Below are 17,877 nucleotides of genomic sequence, written 5' to 3'. Positions count from 1 at the left end.
TTTCACGGCCGATGGGGAACAATGGCGCGATGGCCGCCCACTACGACAACACCGACGCCTTCCGCGAGGCCAGCTTCACCAGCTCCAGCCTCGCCGGGGCCAAGTTCCGCGACTGCGACCTGACCGGGCTGAAGGTCGTCGACTCCTTTCTCGTCGACGTCAACGTGTCCGGCATCGTGGGCAACTTCATCGTCAACGACGTGGACGTCACCCCCTATGTCGAGGCGGAACTGGACCGGCGGAACCCTGAGCGCGTACAACTGCGCGAGATGCGTACGCCGGACGACTTCCGCGCGATGTGGGCCACGGTCGAACGGCTCTGGGCCGAAACGGTCGCCCGCGCCGAGCGTCTCCCGGAGGCCCGCCGCCACGAACGCTTCGACGACGAATGGTCCTTCGTCGAGACCCTGCGCCACCTCGTCTTCGCCACCGACGCCTGGGTGAGCCGAACGATCTTCGACGAGCCGCTGCCCTTCCACCCTTTTGGCCTCACCCACACCGCCTATCCGCCCACGAAGGCGTCCGAACTCGGCATGGACCTCGCCGCCCGCCCGACGTACGGGGAGGTGATGGAGGTGCGCGCCGGTCGGCTGGCCCTGGTGCGCGGCGTGGTCGATGACCTCACCGACGCCGAACTCGCCCGCCCCTGCACCCGCCCTCCCGCGCCCGGGTATCCCGAGCAGCCGCGTTCGGTCGGCGAGTGCCTGCGGGTGGTGATGGGCGAAGAGTGCGAACACCGCCGCTACATGGAACGCGACCTCGCCGCGCTCGCCGCCACCTGAACTCTGCTCACGTGGAAGAGAACCGGAAAGCTGCGGTCAGGGGCGTCGGCCGAGCACCTCGGGCACCCGACTGTGCCGCTGCACCGTGGCCGCCAAACCTGCGTCGATGTAGCCCAAACACAGCAGAATCGCGTCATGGTCGGCGACTAGGTGACGATGATGGATCGATCCATGGTAAGCAATTTTGTTGCGAAAGATCCTTAGATGGTCGACCTGACGGTGCAGGCCCTGCCGACGCCCGCGATAGCCGGGAAATGCTCGGTACAGCGCAGTACGCCACAACCGTTGGTCGTAACCACGGCCTGACCCAAGCAAGGAGACGTAGAAGCCGAACGCGAGTTCTTCGGCCACCATGTGCGGCGTGGGAGACAAGCCGATGCGCTGGATCTGCTGTACGGCTTCGTCGATGCGCTGACGCCCCCCATAGGTGAGCTGAGGTCGTGGATCGTTCCACCAGTCTGCGCGTCCGAAATAGCTGGTGAGCTCCCGGGTCATGCAGCCGCGCATGGCCACCTCCAGATACTGCAGGGGACCGTAGAACGCCTCGCTGATCTCGGTGTTCCAGCAGTGCAGACGCAGTGCGGCGATCGGATCGCCGCCACACCGTAGCTCGTAGTCGGCCAGGCGCAGGGGCGAGAGAAGGGTGCACAGCCGTTTGGCCTCGGCTTCTTCCATCGGGGGCGTCCTTCCAACCTGATCGTGGCAGTGCGCCCGCGCGTGGTACCGTCGAAGTCATAAGCCCCGGTTCTGCCTCTGCATCGCACGCAGCCGGGGCACAGCCATGTTCGGGGGCAGAAGGCACTCTACGGCGTCAGTCAGGCAAAGATCCGGCGCTTGCCTGAGATCAGGCAGCGTGGCGGGCGGTCAGGTGCATGTGGATGTCGTGCTCGGCCCAAAGGACGAAGCGTTCCACCGGTGTCACGGGGTGGTGGGCGACCGGGTCGAAGTGGAACCTCTTGAGTAGTACGGCGAGCACCAGTTCGGCCTCGATCATGGCCAGGGAGGCACCCTCGCAGTTGCGCGGGCCCAGGCCGAAGGGGACGTAGGCGTAGCGGGGTCGTTTGGCCTGCTCTGCGGGGGTGAAGCGGTCGGGGAGGAAGGTGAGGGGGTCTGGCCAGTAGGCCGGGTTCAGGTGGATGGCCCAGAAGGGGTAGAAGATGGTGGTTCCGGCTGGGATGGGGTGGCCGGCCAGGGTGAGGTCTTCGGTGGTCTCGCGAGCGCCGTACGGACCCGGCGGGTAGAGGCGCATCGACTCCTTCAGGGCCATCTCCAGGTACGGCAGGCGCCTGAGGTCGGCGTATGACGGCGTGGGCCGGTCGCCCAGGACGGCGTCCACCTCCTCGGTCACCCGAACCGCGTGGGCGGGGTGGCGGGACAGGAGGTGGAGGGTCCAGGAGACGGCGACGCCGGTCGTGTGGTGGGCGGCGAGCATGATCATCAGGACGGAGTCGCGGACGCGGGCGGGGCTCAGGCCGGCCTTGACCAGGGCGGTCACCAGTTCGCTGCCGTCGGCGGCCAGCACGCCGTCCACGACCTCGCGCAGGTAGGCCAGCGCCCGCCCCGCCCGTTCCAGGTCGTCCTCGTGTTTGTACAGGCGGCCCAAATAGACGGTCAGGACGGTCTCGAACGCGCTCACCACGCGGGAGGGGTCGTCGATGCCGCCGCCGAGGGCGTACTGGCAGATCATGCGCAGCGACAACTCACTCAGGTCCTGCTGCAACGCGACCGGGCCGGCGTGGCCGGCCCAGCGGTCGGCCAGGTCCGTGGCCAGGGTGGTGAAGGCGGGGAAGTGGGCCTCGTGGGAGGGGCGGCCGGCGAGCACGGACAGGAGGGCGCGGCGGAACGGGGCGTGTTCGTCGGCGGGGAGGGTCTGGAGGTTGCCGGCCTCGCACAGGGGGGCCAGGAACTCGAACAACTTGTCCGGGCGCTTGTTGGTCGCGGCGGTGGCCTCCAGGAGCACGGGGTCGGCCACCGAGATCGCCGACGAAGCACCGGGGAGTTGGAAGCGGACCAGCGGGCCGTAGGTTTCGTGCAGGTGGAGCTGGTAGGTGTGCAGGCCGCCGGCGTCGGCGATGGCGCTCAGACCGCCGTCGGACTGGGCAGGAGGTCCCGGGATGTCGCGCACGTCGTCACCGTCTCCTGATCGCCTGCCGTTGGCAAGCCTCAGGCGGGACTCGGGGTCGAGGCGGTGTCGTACGGTCAGCGGGACTTGGGGTCGAGGCGGTGTCGTACGGCGTCGCCCAGCAGCACGAAGCCCAGGACCGTCACGGACAGGAACAACGAGGGGAACAGCAGCAGGTGCGGGTGGTTGAGGAAGGAGTCCTGGGCCACGTTGAGCTGCACGCCCCACGAGATGGCCGGCGTCTTCAGGCCGACCCCGAGGAAGGTCAGCGCGGATTCGGCCGTGATGACGACCCCGACGTTCAGGCTGGTGACGGCCAGCAGCGGGGCCAGTGAGTTGGGCAGCACGTGCCGCGTCATCACCCGCACCGGGCCGGCCCCCAGCGCCACGGCGGCGCGTACGTAGTCGAGGTCGACGCAGCTCAGCGCGCTGGCGCGCATGAGGCGGGTGGCGCCGGGCCAGGTGAACAGGATCAGCACCCCGGACACGGTGAGGGCGTCGCGCCGCTGGACGGTGGTCAGGATGACGATCATGCCGACCAGTGCGGGGAAGCCGAAGATGACGTCCATCAGGCGGCCGATCAGCATGTCGACCCAGCCCTTGTAGTACGCGGACACGACGCCGAGCACCATCGCGATCAGCACGCAGCCGAGCGTGACCATCAGGCCGATCAGCACCGAGGAGCGGGCGCCGTACACGACGTTGGCGTACAGGTCGCAGCCCTGGATGTCGAAGCCGAACGGATGGCCGGCCGTCGGTCCCTGCTTGCCCAGGCGCAGGTCGCACACCCGCGGGTCGCCGTTGCCGAACAGGCCGGCGAACAGGCCGGGGAAGGCGGCGACGAGGAGGATGAGGCCCACGAGCGCCGACGGGAGGGCGAGGCGCACACTAATTTTGCCGGGCAAGGCTGATCCTCGGGTCCAGGAGGCCGTACAGGAGGTCGATGATCAGGTTGACCGCGAGGAAGACCAGGACCAGCAGCGTGCCGACGCCGACGATGACCGGGCCGTTGTGCTGGTTGATCGCGGTGAACATGAGGTGGCCGAGGCCGGGGATGTTGAAGATCCCCTCGGTCAGCACGCTGCCGCCGAGCAGGCCGCCGAGGCTGAGCCCGAGCACGGACACGACCGGGACCAGGGAGTTGCGCAGCACGTGGCGCAGGGCGACGCGGCGGCGGGACAGGCCCTTGGCGACGGCGGTGCTGACGTAGTCCGCGCTGCGGTTCTCGGCGATGCTCGTCCTGGTCAGACGGGCCAGCTCGGGGATCGCGAGCATCGCCATGCAGGTGGCGGGGAGCAGGTAGGAGATGGGCCAGCCGGCCCGCACGCCCGAGGTGGGCAACCAGCCGAGTTGCAGGCCGAAGACGATCTGGGAGACGTAGGCGACGACGAAGTACGGGACGCCCACCAGCAGCGTCGTGGTGCCGAGCACGGTCCAGTCGGCCGGGCCGCCGGCGCGCATCCCGGCCAGCGTGCCCAGCGCCACCCCGGCCACCGCCATGATCGCCCACGCGGTGAGCCCCAGCACGACCGTGTACGGCCAGGCGCGCGAGATCAGCGTGGAGACCTCGACGCCCCGCAGATCGATGCCGAAGTCGCCGACGAACAATCCGCTCAGGTAGTTCCAGTACTGCATCAGCAGCGGCTGGTCCAGGCCGTACCTGGCCGACAGTTCGGCCCGCATCGACTCCGACACCACCTGGTCGGGGCCCGCCAGGGCCAGGATGGGGTCGCCGGGCAGGGCGTACACGGCGGCGAAGATGAGGAACGTGGTCCCGATCAGGATGGGGACCATGCCGGCCAGGCGGCGGACGAGATAACCCAGCACGCTACCCGGCCTGCACCTTGATGCCGGACAGGTGCGCGCCGCCGAGCACTTCCGCGCTCACGCCGGAGACCCGGTCGCTGTGCACGAGCCCGGCCTTGGGGTAGTACAACGGCGCGATCGGCATCTCGGCGAGCGCGGCGCTGGCGGCCTGGGCGGCGTACTTCACGGCGTCCTCCGGCTTCGCGGCCGAGGCCGCCTTGGCCAGGGTCTCGCCGAAGGAGGAGTTGTCGTACCTGGAGGCGTTCAGCGGCGCGCCCGCGGTGAACAACGCGTTGGCCATGGCGTAGACGTGCGGGTACGGGACGCCCGAGTACAGCAGCGCCGGCCCCTTCGCCTTCTTGGCCCGCAGCCCGGTCCAGAGCTGGGAGATCTCGATCGTGTCGAAGGAGACGTCCTGGATGCCGAGGTTGGTGCGCAGCTGGTTCGCGACCGCCTCGAGGACCTTGTCGTTGTTTCCGCCCTGGTAGCTCTGCAGGTTCAGCTCGCCGCTCCAGCCGCCCGCCTTGGCCAGCAGGTCCTTGGCCCTGGCCGGGTCGAACGCGCACGCCTCGCAGGTCACCTGGTCCGCGCCGGTGAGCACGGTGGGCGCCAGCGACTTGGCCGCCTCGGCGGTGCCGGACAGCAGGGAGGAGACGATGGCCTCGCGGTCGATGGCCATCGAGATGGCCTTGCGGATGTCGGGGGTCAGCCGCTTGTCGTAGACGGGCAGCGCGAGGTAGACGACGGCGGGCAGGCTGACGTCCACGGTCGAGACCGCGTCGTTGCCCTTGGCGCTGACCAGGTCCTCGCCCTCCACCAGGGCGACGTCCACCTGGCCGGCCTGCAAATCCGTGTAGTAGGTGCGGTTGTTCTGGTAGACGCGCAGGTTCACCGACGGGGACGCGGCCTTGTCGGGGCCCGCGTACTTGTCGTACCGGTCGAGGTAGACGTCCTGCGCGCCGACCTCCCAGCCGCCGTCGCGGGCCTTGAAGGGGCCGTTGCCGATCGGGTGGGTGGCGAACGCCTTGATGTCCTTGGCGGCGCCGGCCGGGATGGGGGCGAAGGCGCTGGAGGTCAGCGTGTACGGCAACATGCTGTTGGGCTCGTTGAGCGTGACTTCGAGGGTCTTGTCGTCCACCACCTTCACGCCCGACAACGTGGTGGCCTTGGCGGTGCCCGACTCGGGGTTGAGCTCGTCGTACCCCTCGAAGACGGACATGAGCGCGTTGCCGGTCAGCGCGTTGGAGCCGAGCGCCGTCACGTTCCAGGAGTCGGCGAAGGACTGCGCGGTGACCGGGCTGCCGTCGTGGAAGGTCCACCCGTCGGCGATCTTGATCGTCCAGACCTTCTGGTCGGTGCTCTCGATCGAGGCGGCGACGGCGTTCTGAACCTGCCCGGTCTTCGTGTCGATCCTGGTCAGCGGGGTGAACAACGCGTAGTCCACGTTGCTGGCCTGGCTGGCCCCCGGCAGCATGTTCTCGACCATGGAGGCCGGCACGGCGGCGACGTAGGAGTCGGCATCCACCGCTCCCGCGCCGCCGCATCCGCTGAGCACGCCGAGGGAGACCGCCAGCAGCCCAAAGGTGACACGTCTCATCCGATAGCCTCCGGAGTTGGACAACCTGCGGGTATGGCTGTTCATCCTGGCCGTCCGGGATGATCGGGGCTTTGTCGGCGAGGGTAAATTCGGCCGGGGTCCCTTGTGCAGATTTACAGACGGGACGTTAGGCGGCCCGCAGCCCTACAGGCGGCCCGCGGCTTTACAGACGGTCCGCGGCTTTACAGACGGGACGCCAGGTGGGCCGCGGCGGCGATCGTGGCCGAATACTGGGTGGCCACCAGTGACCTGATCGGGATGACCTCGTGCTCGGCGGCCGAGTCGGTGGCCAGCCAGTGCTCGTACCGCTCCGCGACCAGCTCCCGCGTACGGCCGATGACGGCCGCCTGGTTGCCCGCGGCCAGCTCGGCGTCGAGCCCGCGCAGCAGGATCCCGCCGTACCGCAGCCGGAAGCTGTGCCCGTCGCCGATCAGCGAGCTGACCTCGGCGACCGTCGCGGGCCTGTCCGACTCGGGCATGCGGGCGCGCGCCGCCGTGGTCTCCGCGGCCCTGACCATGATGCGGGCGAAGAACCGGGTGGCCCGCCAGAACGGCGAGCCGGCCAGGATCAGGTGATCTCCGACCGCGTCGAGGCTCTCGTTGAGCAGTACGGCCAGCTCGGCCACCGCCTCGGCCTTGGCCGCCAGCGCGTCGGCGTAGGACGTGGTGGTCGGGGTGGAATCGTCGGCCGTCGGGTCGATCCAGTACGGCAGCTCGCTGATCAGCGTGAGCGAGCCGTGCCGGCCGGCGTAGGAGGCGGTGTTGTCACCGGAGTCGCCGCTCCACTTCTGCCCCATCGCGATCATCCGGTCGTAGGCCCGCCGTACCGACCCGGTCTGGAAGACGCCGTCGTCCAGCCGCACGATGTGCGGCGCCTCGGGCTCGCCGCGGTGCAGGGGCAGGCCGAGGCGCTCCGGCACCGCCTGCAGCACCGGGAACAGCGCGCTCTCCTGACGGCTGATGTAGTAGTAGACGCCGCCCAGTTCGCTGTTGTGCAGGGAGCAGACCAGCGCGGGCCGGTGCTCGTCGATCAGCTCCATCAGCGCCCGCGTCTCCGGCAGCGGCGTGTCGAAGCGGGCGTCCTTGTAGTCCAGCGGGAACGTCCACTCGATCTGGTCGCCGCCGGCCGGCCGGTAGAAGTGGCGCGCGTAGTGCTCGCGGGTGAACGGGCCGCGCAGCCAGCCCTCGTTCAGCCGCAGCCCGTCGGGGTCGATGCAGGCGATGACGTGCCAGCGGTGGCCGAGCCGTTCCCGCAGCCCGGCGTCCTGGCACAACCGCCTGGCCAGGTGCACGGCGGTCAGCCCGCCGATCGGCTCGTTGGGGTGCGGCAGGCCGAAGACCAGCGCGTCGGGGGCGCCGGGCGGGCCGACGGTCAGGCACAGCAGCCTGCTGCCCTCCCTGGAGCGACCGACCTCCCGCAGCTCCGCCACGTCCGGGTACTCCGACGCGAGCGTTTCCAGCAGGTCCTCCAGCTCGTCCACGCCGGCGAAGGCGTCGAAGTCCGGAACCAGGTCGAGCTCGCTTTCCAGCCATTCGGGTAGCACTGCGCGTTTCCTCCCTTTTCCTACCTCCAAGTTTGCGGGTCCCGGACCGCTTTGGGCCAGAGCGATCGCCACCAGCTAACGACGATCGTCTTGTCCCGGTGAACAAATCGGAGAGGGGTTCCTGTCCTGCGACCACATGTGCGTGGTGCGGGAACGCTGATTACTGTTCAGTACATGTCCTCGATCTCCCCTTCCGATCTGGCCGCCTTCGCACGCCGATTCGCGGCCGATCCGCAGCTCAAGCGCATGCAGAACGCGATCGCCAACGTGAGCGTGGACCAGGTGGCGCTGGACCACTCGGTGGCGGTCGGAGTCGGGCCGACCATGTCGCACCGGATCGACGACTGGAAGGCGACCGACCAGAAGAAGACCGGCCGCTGCTGGTTGTTCGCCGCGCTGAACCTGATGCGGCCGGGCACGGCGGACCGGCTGGGGGTCAAGGACTTCGAGTTCTCGCAGGCCCACGCGATGTACTGGGACAAGCTGGAACGGGCGAACTACTTCCTCGAATCCATCATCGCCACCGCCGAGCGGCCGATCGACGACCGGATCGTGGCCTTCCTGCTGGGCATGCCGGTCAACGACGGCGGCCAGTGGAACATGGCGGTCAGCGTGTTCGCCAAGCACGGCGTGGTGCCCAAGTCCGTCATGCCGGAGACGCAGTCGTCCTCCGACAGCGCGAAGATGAACCGGCGGCTGCGCGTGGCCCTGCGCCACGGCGCCAAGCGGCTGCGCGAACTATCCGCGGCAGGAGCCGCCGATCGGCTGCGCGAGGTCAAGACGGAGGTGCTGGCCGAGGTGCACACCATCCTGAACATCCATCTCGGCACCCCGCCGGACTCCTTCACCTGGGAGTGGACGGACCGCGACAAGCAGTTCCACAGTGACGGCGAGCTGACGCCGCAGGAGTTCATGGCCAGGTACGTGGAGCTCGACCTGTCCGCGTACGTGTGCCTCGTGGACGACCCCCGCCCCGAGCACCCCAAGAACGCCACCCTGACCGTCGAGCACCTCGGCAACGTCATCGAGGGCGACCCCGTGCTCTACCTGAACGTGGACATCGCCACCGCCAAACGGCTGGCCATGGAGACGATCGTGGACGGGGAGCCGGTCTGGTTCGGCTGCGACACCGGCCAGCAGTCCGACGGCGAGCTGGGCATCTGGGACGCCCGGCTGTACGACTACGACGGCGTCTACGGCACGCGCCACGACCTGGACAAGGAGGCCAGGGTCCGTTACCACGACTCGCTGATGACGCACGCGATGCTCTTCACCGGCGTGCACGTGGTGGACGGCGCGCCCAGGCGCTGGCGGGTCGAGAACAGCTGGGGCACCAAGAAGGGCGACGGCGGCTTCTACACGATGAACGACTCGTGGTTCGACGAGTACGTCTTCGAGGTCGTCGTACGCAAGGACCGCCTCTCCCCCGAACTGCTCGCCGCCCTGGACACCGCGCCTCTCGTGCTGCCGGCCTGGGACCCGATGGGCGCCCTGGCATGAGGCTCGACCTCCTGGTGGAAAACGCCGACATCCTGACCATGGACCCCGCCCGCCCCCGCGCGAACCGGGTGGGCGTCAGGAACGGCAGGATCATCGGCCTCGACGACGACCTCGACGGCTGGGACGCCGCAGAACGCCTCGACGCGGGCGGCGCCTGCCTGCTGCCCGGCCTCGTGGACGCCCACACCCACCTGGAGCTGCGCGGTCAGGCCATGGCGGCGGTGAACATCGGCGCCTGCCGCACCCCGCAGGCCGCACTCGACCTGATCGCCAAGGCGGCGGCGGACCGGCCGGGGGACGCCTGGATCGAGGTCAGCGGCTACGACCAGGCGGCCATCGGCCGGCACCTGAACGCCGCCGAGCTGGAGGTGGCCGGCGGCGGCAGGAAGGTGTGGGTGCGGCACATCTCCTGCCACGCCTCCGTCGTCTCGGCCTCGGTCCTCGCCGACGAGCCCGACCGGGAGCTGCGTCTCAGGTTGGCGTCCGGGCTGCTGGAGGAGCTGGAGCAGAATCTCGTACGGCGGCAGCGCCTGCCGTACGCGAACGACGAGCTGAGCGAGATCATCGTGGCGGCGGCGTGGGAGGCGCGCGGGCAGGGCGTGACCTTCTGCGTGGACGCCGGCAACGGCGGCGAGGTCGGCAGCCTGAGCGCTGTGGACGGCGCGGCCTACCTGGACCTGCACCTTTCCGGGCGGCTGCCGGTGCGCATGGGCCTGATGCCCAGCATGGACGTGCTGCGCGAGTTGCCCGTGCACCGCGACGACCGTTACCGCCGGGGCATCGACCTGGGGCTGCGCAGCGGGTTCGGCTCCGACCGGCTGTTCCTGGCGGGGCAGAAGGTGGTGCTCGACGGCGGCATGAGCGTGGGCACCGCCAGGATGACCGAGCCGTTCACGGGCCTGGACGGCACCGGCACGTGGCGCGCCGACCCCGCCGCGATGCGGGACGCGATCGTGGACGGTCACCTGGCCGGATGGCAGATGGCCGTGCACGCCATCGGCGACGCGGCCATGGACCTGGCCGTCGATGCGTTCACCAGGGCGCAGCGGGAGCTGCCGCGCCCCGACGCGCGCCACCGCATCGAGCACGGCGGCGCGATCAGGCCCGACCACCTCGCCGCGATCGCGGAGCTGGGCGTCTCTGTGGTCACCCAGCCGTCCTTCCTGTGGGACTTCGGCGACCGCTACACCGAACTGCTCGGGCCTTCCCGGGCTTCGTGGCTCTACCGGGGGCGTTCGCTGCTGGACGCCGGGGTCCGGCTGGTCGGCAGCACCGACCGGCCACTGCCCGGAAATCCGCTGCGGGCCGTACAGGCGTTGGCCGAACGCCGCTCCGACTCCGGCCGGGAGTTGTGTCCCGGCGAGCGGGTCACCGTACAGGAGGCGCTGGAGGCGTTCACCGTGCACGGCGCGTGGATCACCCGCAAGGAGCGGGTGCTCGGCCGGATCGCGCCCGACTTCTACGCCGACTTCTGCGTGCTCGGCCGCAACCCCCTCGACACCGACGTGTCCGAGATCGCCGCCATCCCGGTGCTGGGCACGGCCGTGGACGGCGAGTTCGGCTGGACACAGCCTTAGAATCGGTCAGACGTCGTCGATGACCGCGACGGCGTCGACTTCGAGGAGATACTCCGGCCTGGACAGCGCGGCGACTCCCACCAGCGTGTCGGTCGGCTTGTGGTCGCCGAACAACGCGACTCTGCCCTGCTCGATCTGCGCGAGGTGTTCACGCCTGTAGCCGGCGACGAAGATTGTCAGCTTGGTCACCTGGTCGGGCCGGGCGCCGGCGGCGGCGAGCGCGTGGCCGATGTTGGTGAAAACCTGGTGGGCCTGAGCCGTCATATCGCCGTGCCCAATGATGTTGCCTTGTTTGTCCTCGGCCACCTGACCTGCGATGAAAACCATTCGAGTGCCGGTGGCGATAATGACGTGACTGTAGGTCACCGGCGGCTCTATCTCCTCAGGATTGATGGATTCCAGCGCCAATTGGTGCTTCCTCTCTTCGTCAGGCCGGTCCAGTCTTCGTCAGGTCGGTCCGGCCGCTGAGAGATCAATGTAGCTCCACCTTTTCGGCCGATGCGCCTGCCAGGGCCGGACCACAGGGTTACGCGTTCACATCGCCGAGTCCGGCAAGTGAGCCCTACCTGCGGAAATGCCGGACGGCATCACCCCGCCCCGCCCGGATTGTCCCCTCGCACAGCCCGTACCCTATGCAGATGGATCACGCGGTTTTCTGGGCGAAGGAGATGGAACCGGCACCAGGTCCCACCTTGTCCACGATCCTGGACACACTCGGCTCACACGCGCTGCGCCTGGTCACCGACGCGGGCCGGCTGGAGGCGCGCATCGGCGAGATCGTGGTGAGCGGCCCCGGCGAGCCCCTCCCCACCGCGACCGCGCCGCTGCTCCTGCTCACCGGCAGCGGCGCGCCGCTCGGCCCGGTGCACGAGACGATCCGGCAGGCCGGCAGGTCCGGCTACCGCGCGGTCGTGGTGAAGGACTTCGGCGACAACCTCGACGCGCTGGCCGTGACGGCGGGCGAGGTCGGCGTGGCCCTGCTGCGTACCCCGAACGAGATGACCTGGCGCCAGCTCGACGCGTTGCTGACCGCGAGCCGGTCCATCGCGGCGGCCGGCGCGCTGGGCGGCCGGTTCGCGGAGGTGGTGGCGGGCGACCTGTTCGCGCTGTCCAACGCGATCGCCTCGGCGGTCGGCGGGGCGGTGTCCATCGAGGACACCGGCGGCCAGGTGCTGGCCTACTCCAACCTGCCCGGCCAGGAGATCGACTCCGCGCGGCGGATGGGCATCCTGGGCAGGCAGGCGCCGGTCTATCCGAGCACCGGCAACGCCTACCAGCAGGTGCTGGGCGGTGAGGGCGCGGTGCACGTCATGCCGGAACGGCCCGAGTACGCCGAACGGCTGGGCATCGCGATCAGGGCGGGCAACCAGGTGCTGGGCACGATCTGGGTGATCAGCGACCGGCCGCCGCTGGTCGAGGAGGCCGCCGAGGTGCTGGAGGACGCGGGCCGGTCGGCGGCGCTGCACCTGCTGCGCACGCGTACGCAGGCCGACCCCGAGCGGGCCGCCCGCTGCGACGCGCTGCGCACCCTGCTCAACGGCTCACGCGACCCGCGCTCGATGGCCACCCGCCTGGCCATCCGCGCCGACGCGCCCACCGTCGTGCTCGCCGTCACCCTCGCCGACCGGCAGCTCGAACCGCTGCTCGGCGCGGCCCGCATCGTGGACCTGGTCAACCTCTACTGCGAGTCCTGGCACTCCAGCGCCACCTGCGTGGCCGACTCCGGAACCGTCTACGCGCTGCTGCCCACCGACGGCGCGGCCGAGCCCAGCGCCCGCCTGATGAAGCTGGCCGACGACCTCTCCTCGACGATCCGCCGCTCCACCGGCATGGACGTGCTGGTCGCGATCGGCTCACCCGCGAACGGCCTGGCCGAGGTCGCGACGTCGCGGCGGATGGCCGACCGGGTGCTGCGGGTGCTGTCCGCGTCCGGGGGCGGGGTGGCCGACGTCGAGCGGGTACGCAGCCAGATCCTGCTGCACGCGCTGGCCGACCTGCCCGAACTGGTCGAGGAGCTGCGGCTCAAGCCCGTCACGGCGCTGGTCGAGCACGACGCGCTGCACGGCACCGCGTACGCGCAGACGTTGCTGGCCTACTTCGGCGCGCTCGGCGACAGCCTGCGGGTGGCCAGTGAGCTGGTCATTCACGAGAACACGGTCCGCTACCGGGTACGCAGGGCGCAGGAGATGTTCGGCATCGACCTGAGCGGCCCCGACCATCTGCTGGCCACCTGGCTGCAACTGCGGCTGCTGCAATTGCGACAGTAGACGCTCACTTATGGCATCGAGCGTCATGGCCATGGACCGTCTCATGCGTCCGGCGTCACGATAGGGGCATGTTAATCCTCGCTCTCATCACGCTCCTGCTGCACGGCGCCCTCACGGGCCTGTTCTACACCTTCTCCATGTCCGTCATGCCCGGCCTCAACGCCATCGAGCCCGCCCAGGCCGAAGAGGCCATGCGCAGCATCAACCGCAAGATCCTCAACCCCTGGCTGTACCTGGTGTTCCTCGGCTCTCCGATCGCCGCCCTGGTCGCCGGGTTCCTCGCGCCCGCTCCCGCTTCCCTCTGGTTCTTCGCCGCCGCCGGGGTCAACTTCGTCGGCTCGTTCCTGGTGACCGTGGCGATCAACGTGCCGATGAACAACGCGCTGCTCGCCGGGAACATGACGTTCAAGGACTATTCGCCCAGGTGGACCGCCTTCAACACGCTGCGCACCGTGGCGTGCGCCGCCGGGCTCGTCCTGGTCGGGGTGGGGCTCACGGGGCTGTGAAGTGTTCCTTGAGTATGACGCCGTGCACGCCCGTGGTCCTGTCCACCACCTGGGACACCTCGAAGTTCGTCGCGGCGGACAGGTAGGCGTAGGCCACGGCGCGCTCCATCCCCTGGTCGTGCTCCAGGAAGTCGAGAGCGTTGACGACCGCACGGCGCATGGCGACGTCGAGGTCGCTCCCCTGGCCGTTCCTGGATCCGTCGGGGTCGGACAGGCCGATCGGCAACCAGGCGTCCCGCGTCTCCGCGAACGGGTAGCGGAAGGCCACCGAGGGGGCGTCGCCCTTCTTGCACACGGTGAGGCGGAACGTGGCGCGCAACGACCCCTCCATCGCGGTCAGCGCCACCTCGCCGCCGCCCATCGCGTGGTGCGGGTCGCCGGTGTAGAACAACGCGCCCTCCGCGAACACCGGCAGGTAGAAGGTGGCGCCCACGCCAAGATGATGAATGTCGATGTTGCCGCCGCCGAGAGTGGGCGGGACGGAGTTCAGCGCGGGGTCCGTCAGTTCGCCGGCCTCCGCGAAGGCGACACCCATCATCCCCATGAACGGGTTCAGCGGGAACGTCACCTCACGCCTGCCGCGCTTCATAACCCCGCTCGCCACACCCTTGCGCCCCCGGCGTACCGGCGTGAACACCGACACGTTGCCGTACTTCATCGGGTCGCCGGTGGGCCGCCCGTCGGTGGCCACGGGCGGCATGACCTCCTCCAATGTGATGCCGTCGGGCGCGCCGCCGCCCGCCTGCCTGGCCAGCGCGCCCTTGCCGTGACGGCTGGAGACGACCCCGTACGGCACGCGCGGCAACATCGAGAGCATCTCGACCTTGAGCACGTCACCCGGCCGCGCACCGTCCACGTGGATCGGGCCCGTCACGACGTGGGGGCCGTCGCGGTCGAAGTCGCGCGGGGTGCGGGAGTAGTCGCGGGCGATCGCGATGGCGTCCTGGAGCACGTTCGCGCGGGGCACGCCGTGTCCGGCGAAGTACGCGACGGGGTCGCGGCCCTGGTCCTCCAGGATGCCCTCGTGCGAGACCGAATCGACGGTGACCGTCTCGCCCGACCTCATCCGCAGGACCGGTTCGCTGGTCAGGGACGGGACGTACCCCCATCTGACCTGGTCGGGCGTGGACGGGAGGTAGTGCCTGCCGTGGATCGGGCCCTTGCCGGAGTGCAGGATCTCACGGGGCAGGGCCGATGCGGGCCGGGTGCCGGCGGCCAGGGTGACGCCCGCGCCCCCGCTCAGGGCCGCCGCCACCCGCAGGAAGTTCCGTCGTCCGAGTTTCGCGATCAGGGTCTCTCGCATCTCGCCCGGGCTCTTCGGCGTAGTCATGATCTTCTCCTAGCAAGCGTTGTGACGCCGATCCTCGATCACGACCGTTTCGCCCGTGTTTCCCGGAGTTTTCGGCACGGACTTGACCGTGCGCGGACCACGGCTTCAGGCTCATCGACATGATCGACGCGATCGCCCTTCGCCGCGCCACGCCCGAGGACTCCGCCGCCCTGCTCGACCTGCAACTGGCGCTGGATGAGGAGTCCAGCTTCATGCTGCTGGAGCCCGGCGAGCGCGACCCGTCACCAGGGTTTTTGGGTGAGCCGTCCTTCCGGCTGCTGGCGATGACGCCGACCGAAGCGGCCGGGTATGTGGAGGTGGAGGTGCTGCCCTACGCCCGCGCCCGCCGTACCGGATATGTCGTGATGGGAGTCCGCGCCGCCTACGGCGGGCAGGGACTCGGACGGCGCCTGCTGGACTCGGCCACCCAGGAGGCACGGACGGCCGGGATGGCGCGACTGGAACTCACCGTAATGAGCCACAACCGGCGAGCGCTCGGGTTGTACCTGTCGTGCGGCTACCAGGTGGAGGGACTACGCCGCTCCGCGCTGGACGTGGACGGCCACCGCGTGGACGAGTACTACATGGGGCTGCTGCTCCAGCGTTAGTGAAAGGATCGGAGCAACAGTCTGACCTTGAAAGGCAATATCGAGATGGCTCCGAACATCGCGACCGCGCGCCGCGTCGAACTGCCCGAACTGCTCGACTTCCTGCGTCCCCGGCACCACGGCCTGCTGTCCACCACCCGCGCCGACGGCCGTCCCCAGCTCTCACCCGTCGCGTGCGGCGTTGACGACGACGGGCGGATCGTGGTGTCCACCTACCCCGACCGCGTCAAGGCGATCAACGTCCGGCGTGACGACCGCGTGTCGATGTGCGTGTTGTCCGATGACTGGAACGGCCCGTATGTGCAGGTGGACGGGCATGCCGAGGTGCTGGACATGCCGGAGGCGCTGGAGGGGCTGGTGGATTACTACCGGTGCATCGCCGGCGAGCACCCCGACTGGGACGAGTACCGGGAGGCCATGCGCCACCAGGACAAGTCGCTGATCCGCCTGCACATCGACCGTTGGGGACCGATCGCGACCGGCGGTTTCCCGGCACGCCTGGCCTGACGCGCTTTAACTTTACGTGGCTTATATTGGATATAGGCCACGTAAAGGAGCTTCGTTATGCGCTTCTCCCGGATCACCGGCATCGCCGCCATCGGCTTCGCCGCCACGATCGTGGGCGCCAACCTGATCATGGTCCCGGCGGGCCTGCCACTCACCGGCGCGCCGATCGACGAGGTCAACGCGTTCTACGCGGCGAACGGCGGCATCGTCGGCCTGGCCTCCGCGTTCACGCCCGCCGTCTGGATGCTGGCCACCCTGTTCGGGGCGGGCGCGGTCGCCGTACTGTGGCCGCCGGAACGCGAGCGCGGCGAGGCGTGGTCGCTGGTGGGCTTCGCCGGCCTGCTCATGCAGAACCTCACCTTCACCGGCATCATCGCGACCCGCCTCGCCCTGGCCAGAACCGCCCCCGACGGCACCGCCGCGCTCTGGGCCCTGCACGACGGCTTCTTCACCCTCAACGGCACCTTCCTCGCCATCGCCCTGGTCGGCCTGTCGGTCGCCGGCCTGCGCACCGGCTTCATCCGCCCGTGGCACGGCACGCTCGGCTTCCTGGCGGCGGCACTCCAGTTCACCTCGGCCACCCTGGCTCACCTGGTCATGCGGTCGGAGGGCCCGCTCGGGCTGATCGGTCTCGCCGGGTGGCTGCTGTGGGTGGTCTGGATCGCCGTGTACGGAATCGCGCTGGTACGAGCTCAGAACTCGCTGATCTCGAAGACCCCGATGTCATCCGCCGAGGTGCCCTGAGCCGGCGACGTCTGGTTGAGCGACGCCTCCACCGCCACCCACCCATGGAACCCGCCCGAGTTGTCGATGATCTGCAACATCGGCTTGACGTGCGAGTTCCCGGTGTAACAGTGCTCACCCCGCCCATCGGCCAGCGAACGCCGCCAATGCCAGATCGTGTCCCTGCGGTCGGTCGAGGTGGCGTTCGCCGTGGCCAGGTAGTAGTCGGTGCCCGTCGTCACACCACCCAGACACCGTCCACTCGAACACCGCTGCCAATCCCGCATCCAGAACGGCTCCCCCGCCCCTTCATCCAGGTACGGCGTGCCCGCGTCGGTCTTCCACAGGTGGTAATCGTGCTTCAGCCGGGCGTGATCGAAGGCGGCAATCTGGGCCATAGACGCGCGCGTCACCCAGGTGGCGTTGCTCCCGTACCCGTAACCATGCGTCGCCCCGAACGAACTCCCCCGATACGTCAGCTTGGCCAGTTGCCCCGGAATCGGCTCACTGACCGTCCACTCCTCCCACCCGTTCCCGGTCCAGGAGATCCGCAACACAGACCCGGTGACCGTGTACGTACCGCTGAGTTCCTTGGGAAAACTGGTCGCCTGGAACCCGTTCCCCGTCTGCACCTGACACGCCCGCGCCCCACACCCGGCCCCGGTGACACCCGTGTAGCTGCGGGACACGCGGACCCGCTGCGACCAGTGGAAATGCGACTCGTAGGCTTTCCCGTCGGCGGTGAGGCTGTAGGTGGCCAGGCGTACCCAGTTCTCGCGGGAACTGGTCTTCAACCCGCCGATGGCGACCACGAACCGGTGCATACCAGCCGGCGCCGCGGCCTGCGCGGGCAAGGCGGGAAGAGCGAGGAGGGTCATCGCGGACACGAGCAGAACGCGCAGTAAGGCGATCAAGGCATCTCCGAGGGCTCGTCGAAGGCGTGCCCTCGATCATGAGGAAGCCCCATGACGCAAAGGCGAACAGCACACGAACACGAGGTAACGCACG

Annotated in this window: 17 protein-coding genes; 8 read left to right on the top strand and 9 right to left on the bottom strand. The window is 69.2% G+C overall.

Features of this window, described 5'->3' with window-relative positions; all coding sequences use genetic code 11:
* The first annotated feature begins 29 nt into the window (after window positions 1-29).
* Window positions 30-782 carry a DinB family protein gene (locus tag AB0I81_RS14980; protein WP_360655943.1) on the top strand — a complete coding sequence of 251 codons (753 nt, stop codon included), beginning with the start codon at window positions 30-32 and terminating at the stop codon, window positions 780-782.
* Between the two features lie 36 nt (window positions 783-818).
* Here the strand turns inward: AB0I81_RS14980 and AB0I81_RS14975 are convergent, their stop codons facing one another.
* From AB0I81_RS14975 to AB0I81_RS14950, 6 genes are all read right to left on the bottom strand, one after another.
* Entirely contained in the window at window positions 819-1,457 is a 639-nt protein-coding gene (locus tag AB0I81_RS14975; RefSeq protein WP_360655940.1) for a hypothetical protein, read from the bottom strand.
* A gap of 169 nt (window positions 1,458-1,626) precedes the next feature.
* Window positions 1,627-2,907, bottom strand: a complete 1,281-nt coding sequence (locus tag AB0I81_RS14970) for a cytochrome P450 (protein WP_360655937.1) — start codon at window positions 2,905-2,907, stop codon at window positions 1,627-1,629.
* A gap of 74 nt (window positions 2,908-2,981) precedes the next feature.
* Window positions 2,982-3,791, bottom strand: coding sequence for an ABC transporter permease (locus AB0I81_RS14965; RefSeq protein ID WP_360655934.1), 810 nt, complete (start codon window positions 3,789-3,791; stop codon window positions 2,982-2,984).
* Between the two features lies 1 nt (window position 3,792).
* Window positions 3,793-4,731 carry an ABC transporter permease gene (locus AB0I81_RS14960; protein ID WP_360655931.1) on the bottom strand — a complete coding sequence of 313 codons (939 nt, stop codon included), beginning with the start codon at window positions 4,729-4,731 and terminating at the stop codon, window positions 3,793-3,795.
* Between the two features lies 1 nt (window position 4,732).
* Window positions 4,733-6,307 (bottom strand): ABC transporter substrate-binding protein, encoded by a 1,575-nt coding sequence (locus AB0I81_RS14955; protein ID WP_360655927.1) that lies wholly within the window; start codon window positions 6,305-6,307, stop codon window positions 4,733-4,735.
* Window positions 6,308-6,489: 182 nt separating this feature from the next.
* Window positions 6,490-7,851 carry a M14 family zinc carboxypeptidase gene (locus tag AB0I81_RS14950; RefSeq protein WP_360655924.1) on the bottom strand — a complete coding sequence of 454 codons (1,362 nt, stop codon included), beginning with the start codon at window positions 7,849-7,851 and terminating at the stop codon, window positions 6,490-6,492.
* A gap of 174 nt (window positions 7,852-8,025) precedes the next feature.
* On the opposite strand from AB0I81_RS14950, the gene AB0I81_RS14945 reads away from it, so the two are divergent.
* On the top strand, window positions 8,026-9,351 hold the full coding sequence (locus AB0I81_RS14945) for a C1 family peptidase (protein WP_360655921.1): 1,326 nt from the start codon (window positions 8,026-8,028) through the stop codon (window positions 9,349-9,351).
* Window positions 9,348-10,928, top strand: coding sequence for an amidohydrolase (locus AB0I81_RS14940; RefSeq protein ID WP_360655918.1), 1,581 nt, complete (start codon window positions 9,348-9,350; stop codon window positions 10,926-10,928). The genes AB0I81_RS14945 and AB0I81_RS14940 overlap by 4 nt, the downstream gene beginning before the upstream one ends.
* 6 nt (window positions 10,929-10,934) lie before the next feature.
* On the opposite strand, the gene AB0I81_RS14935 is transcribed toward AB0I81_RS14940, so the two are convergent.
* Complete coding sequence (locus AB0I81_RS14935; protein ID WP_360655915.1) at window positions 10,935-11,336, bottom strand: RidA family protein; 402 nt, start codon at window positions 11,334-11,336, stop codon at window positions 10,935-10,937.
* 230 nt (window positions 11,337-11,566) lie between these two features.
* Between AB0I81_RS14935 and AB0I81_RS14930 the strand changes: the two genes are divergently transcribed.
* Both AB0I81_RS14930 and AB0I81_RS14925 read left to right on the top strand, forming a co-directional pair.
* Window positions 11,567-13,195, top strand: a complete 1,629-nt coding sequence (locus tag AB0I81_RS14930) for a helix-turn-helix domain-containing protein (RefSeq protein ID WP_360655912.1) — start codon at window positions 11,567-11,569, stop codon at window positions 13,193-13,195.
* Between the two features lie 68 nt (window positions 13,196-13,263).
* A complete protein-coding gene (locus AB0I81_RS14925; RefSeq protein WP_360655909.1) occupies window positions 13,264-13,701 on the top strand; it encodes an anthrone oxygenase family protein in 438 nt (145 codons plus the stop codon).
* Here the strand turns inward: AB0I81_RS14925 and AB0I81_RS14920 are convergent.
* The gene (locus tag AB0I81_RS14920; RefSeq protein WP_360655906.1) at window positions 13,688-15,031 is read right to left on the bottom strand and encodes an acetamidase/formamidase family protein; all 1,344 of its coding nucleotides are present in this window, start codon (window positions 15,029-15,031) and stop codon (window positions 13,688-13,690) included. The genes AB0I81_RS14925 and AB0I81_RS14920 overlap by 14 nt on opposite strands.
* Window positions 15,032-15,150: 119 nt before the next feature.
* Here AB0I81_RS14920 and AB0I81_RS14915 point away from each other — a divergent pair, with 119 nt between their 5' ends.
* From AB0I81_RS14915 to AB0I81_RS14905, 3 genes are read left to right on the top strand one after another with little or no spacing between them, the layout of a single operon-like run.
* A complete protein-coding gene (locus AB0I81_RS14915) occupies window positions 15,151-15,639 on the top strand; it encodes a GNAT family N-acetyltransferase (protein ID WP_360655903.1) in 489 nt (162 codons plus the stop codon).
* Window positions 15,640-15,684: 45 nt separating this feature from the next.
* On the top strand, window positions 15,685-16,146 hold the full coding sequence (locus tag AB0I81_RS14910) for a PPOX class F420-dependent oxidoreductase (protein ID WP_360657176.1): 462 nt from the start codon (window positions 15,685-15,687) through the stop codon (window positions 16,144-16,146).
* Between the two features lie 57 nt (window positions 16,147-16,203).
* Window positions 16,204-16,890 (top strand): hypothetical protein, encoded by a 687-nt coding sequence (locus AB0I81_RS14905; RefSeq protein ID WP_360655900.1) that lies wholly within the window; start codon window positions 16,204-16,206, stop codon window positions 16,888-16,890.
* On the opposite strand, the gene AB0I81_RS14900 is transcribed toward AB0I81_RS14905, so the two are convergent.
* Window positions 16,839-17,783 (bottom strand): hypothetical protein, encoded by a 945-nt coding sequence (locus AB0I81_RS14900; protein ID WP_360655897.1) that lies wholly within the window; start codon window positions 17,781-17,783, stop codon window positions 16,839-16,841. The genes AB0I81_RS14905 and AB0I81_RS14900 overlap by 52 nt on opposite strands.
* Window positions 17,784-17,877: the final 94 nt, after the last annotated feature.

The sequence above is a fragment of the Nonomuraea sp. NPDC050404 genome, assembly GCF_040655495.1.
In the GTDB taxonomy this organism is placed as follows: Bacteria; Actinomycetota; Actinomycetes; order Streptosporangiales; family Streptosporangiaceae; genus Nonomuraea.
This window is presented reverse-complemented; position numbering and strand designations above follow the sequence as displayed.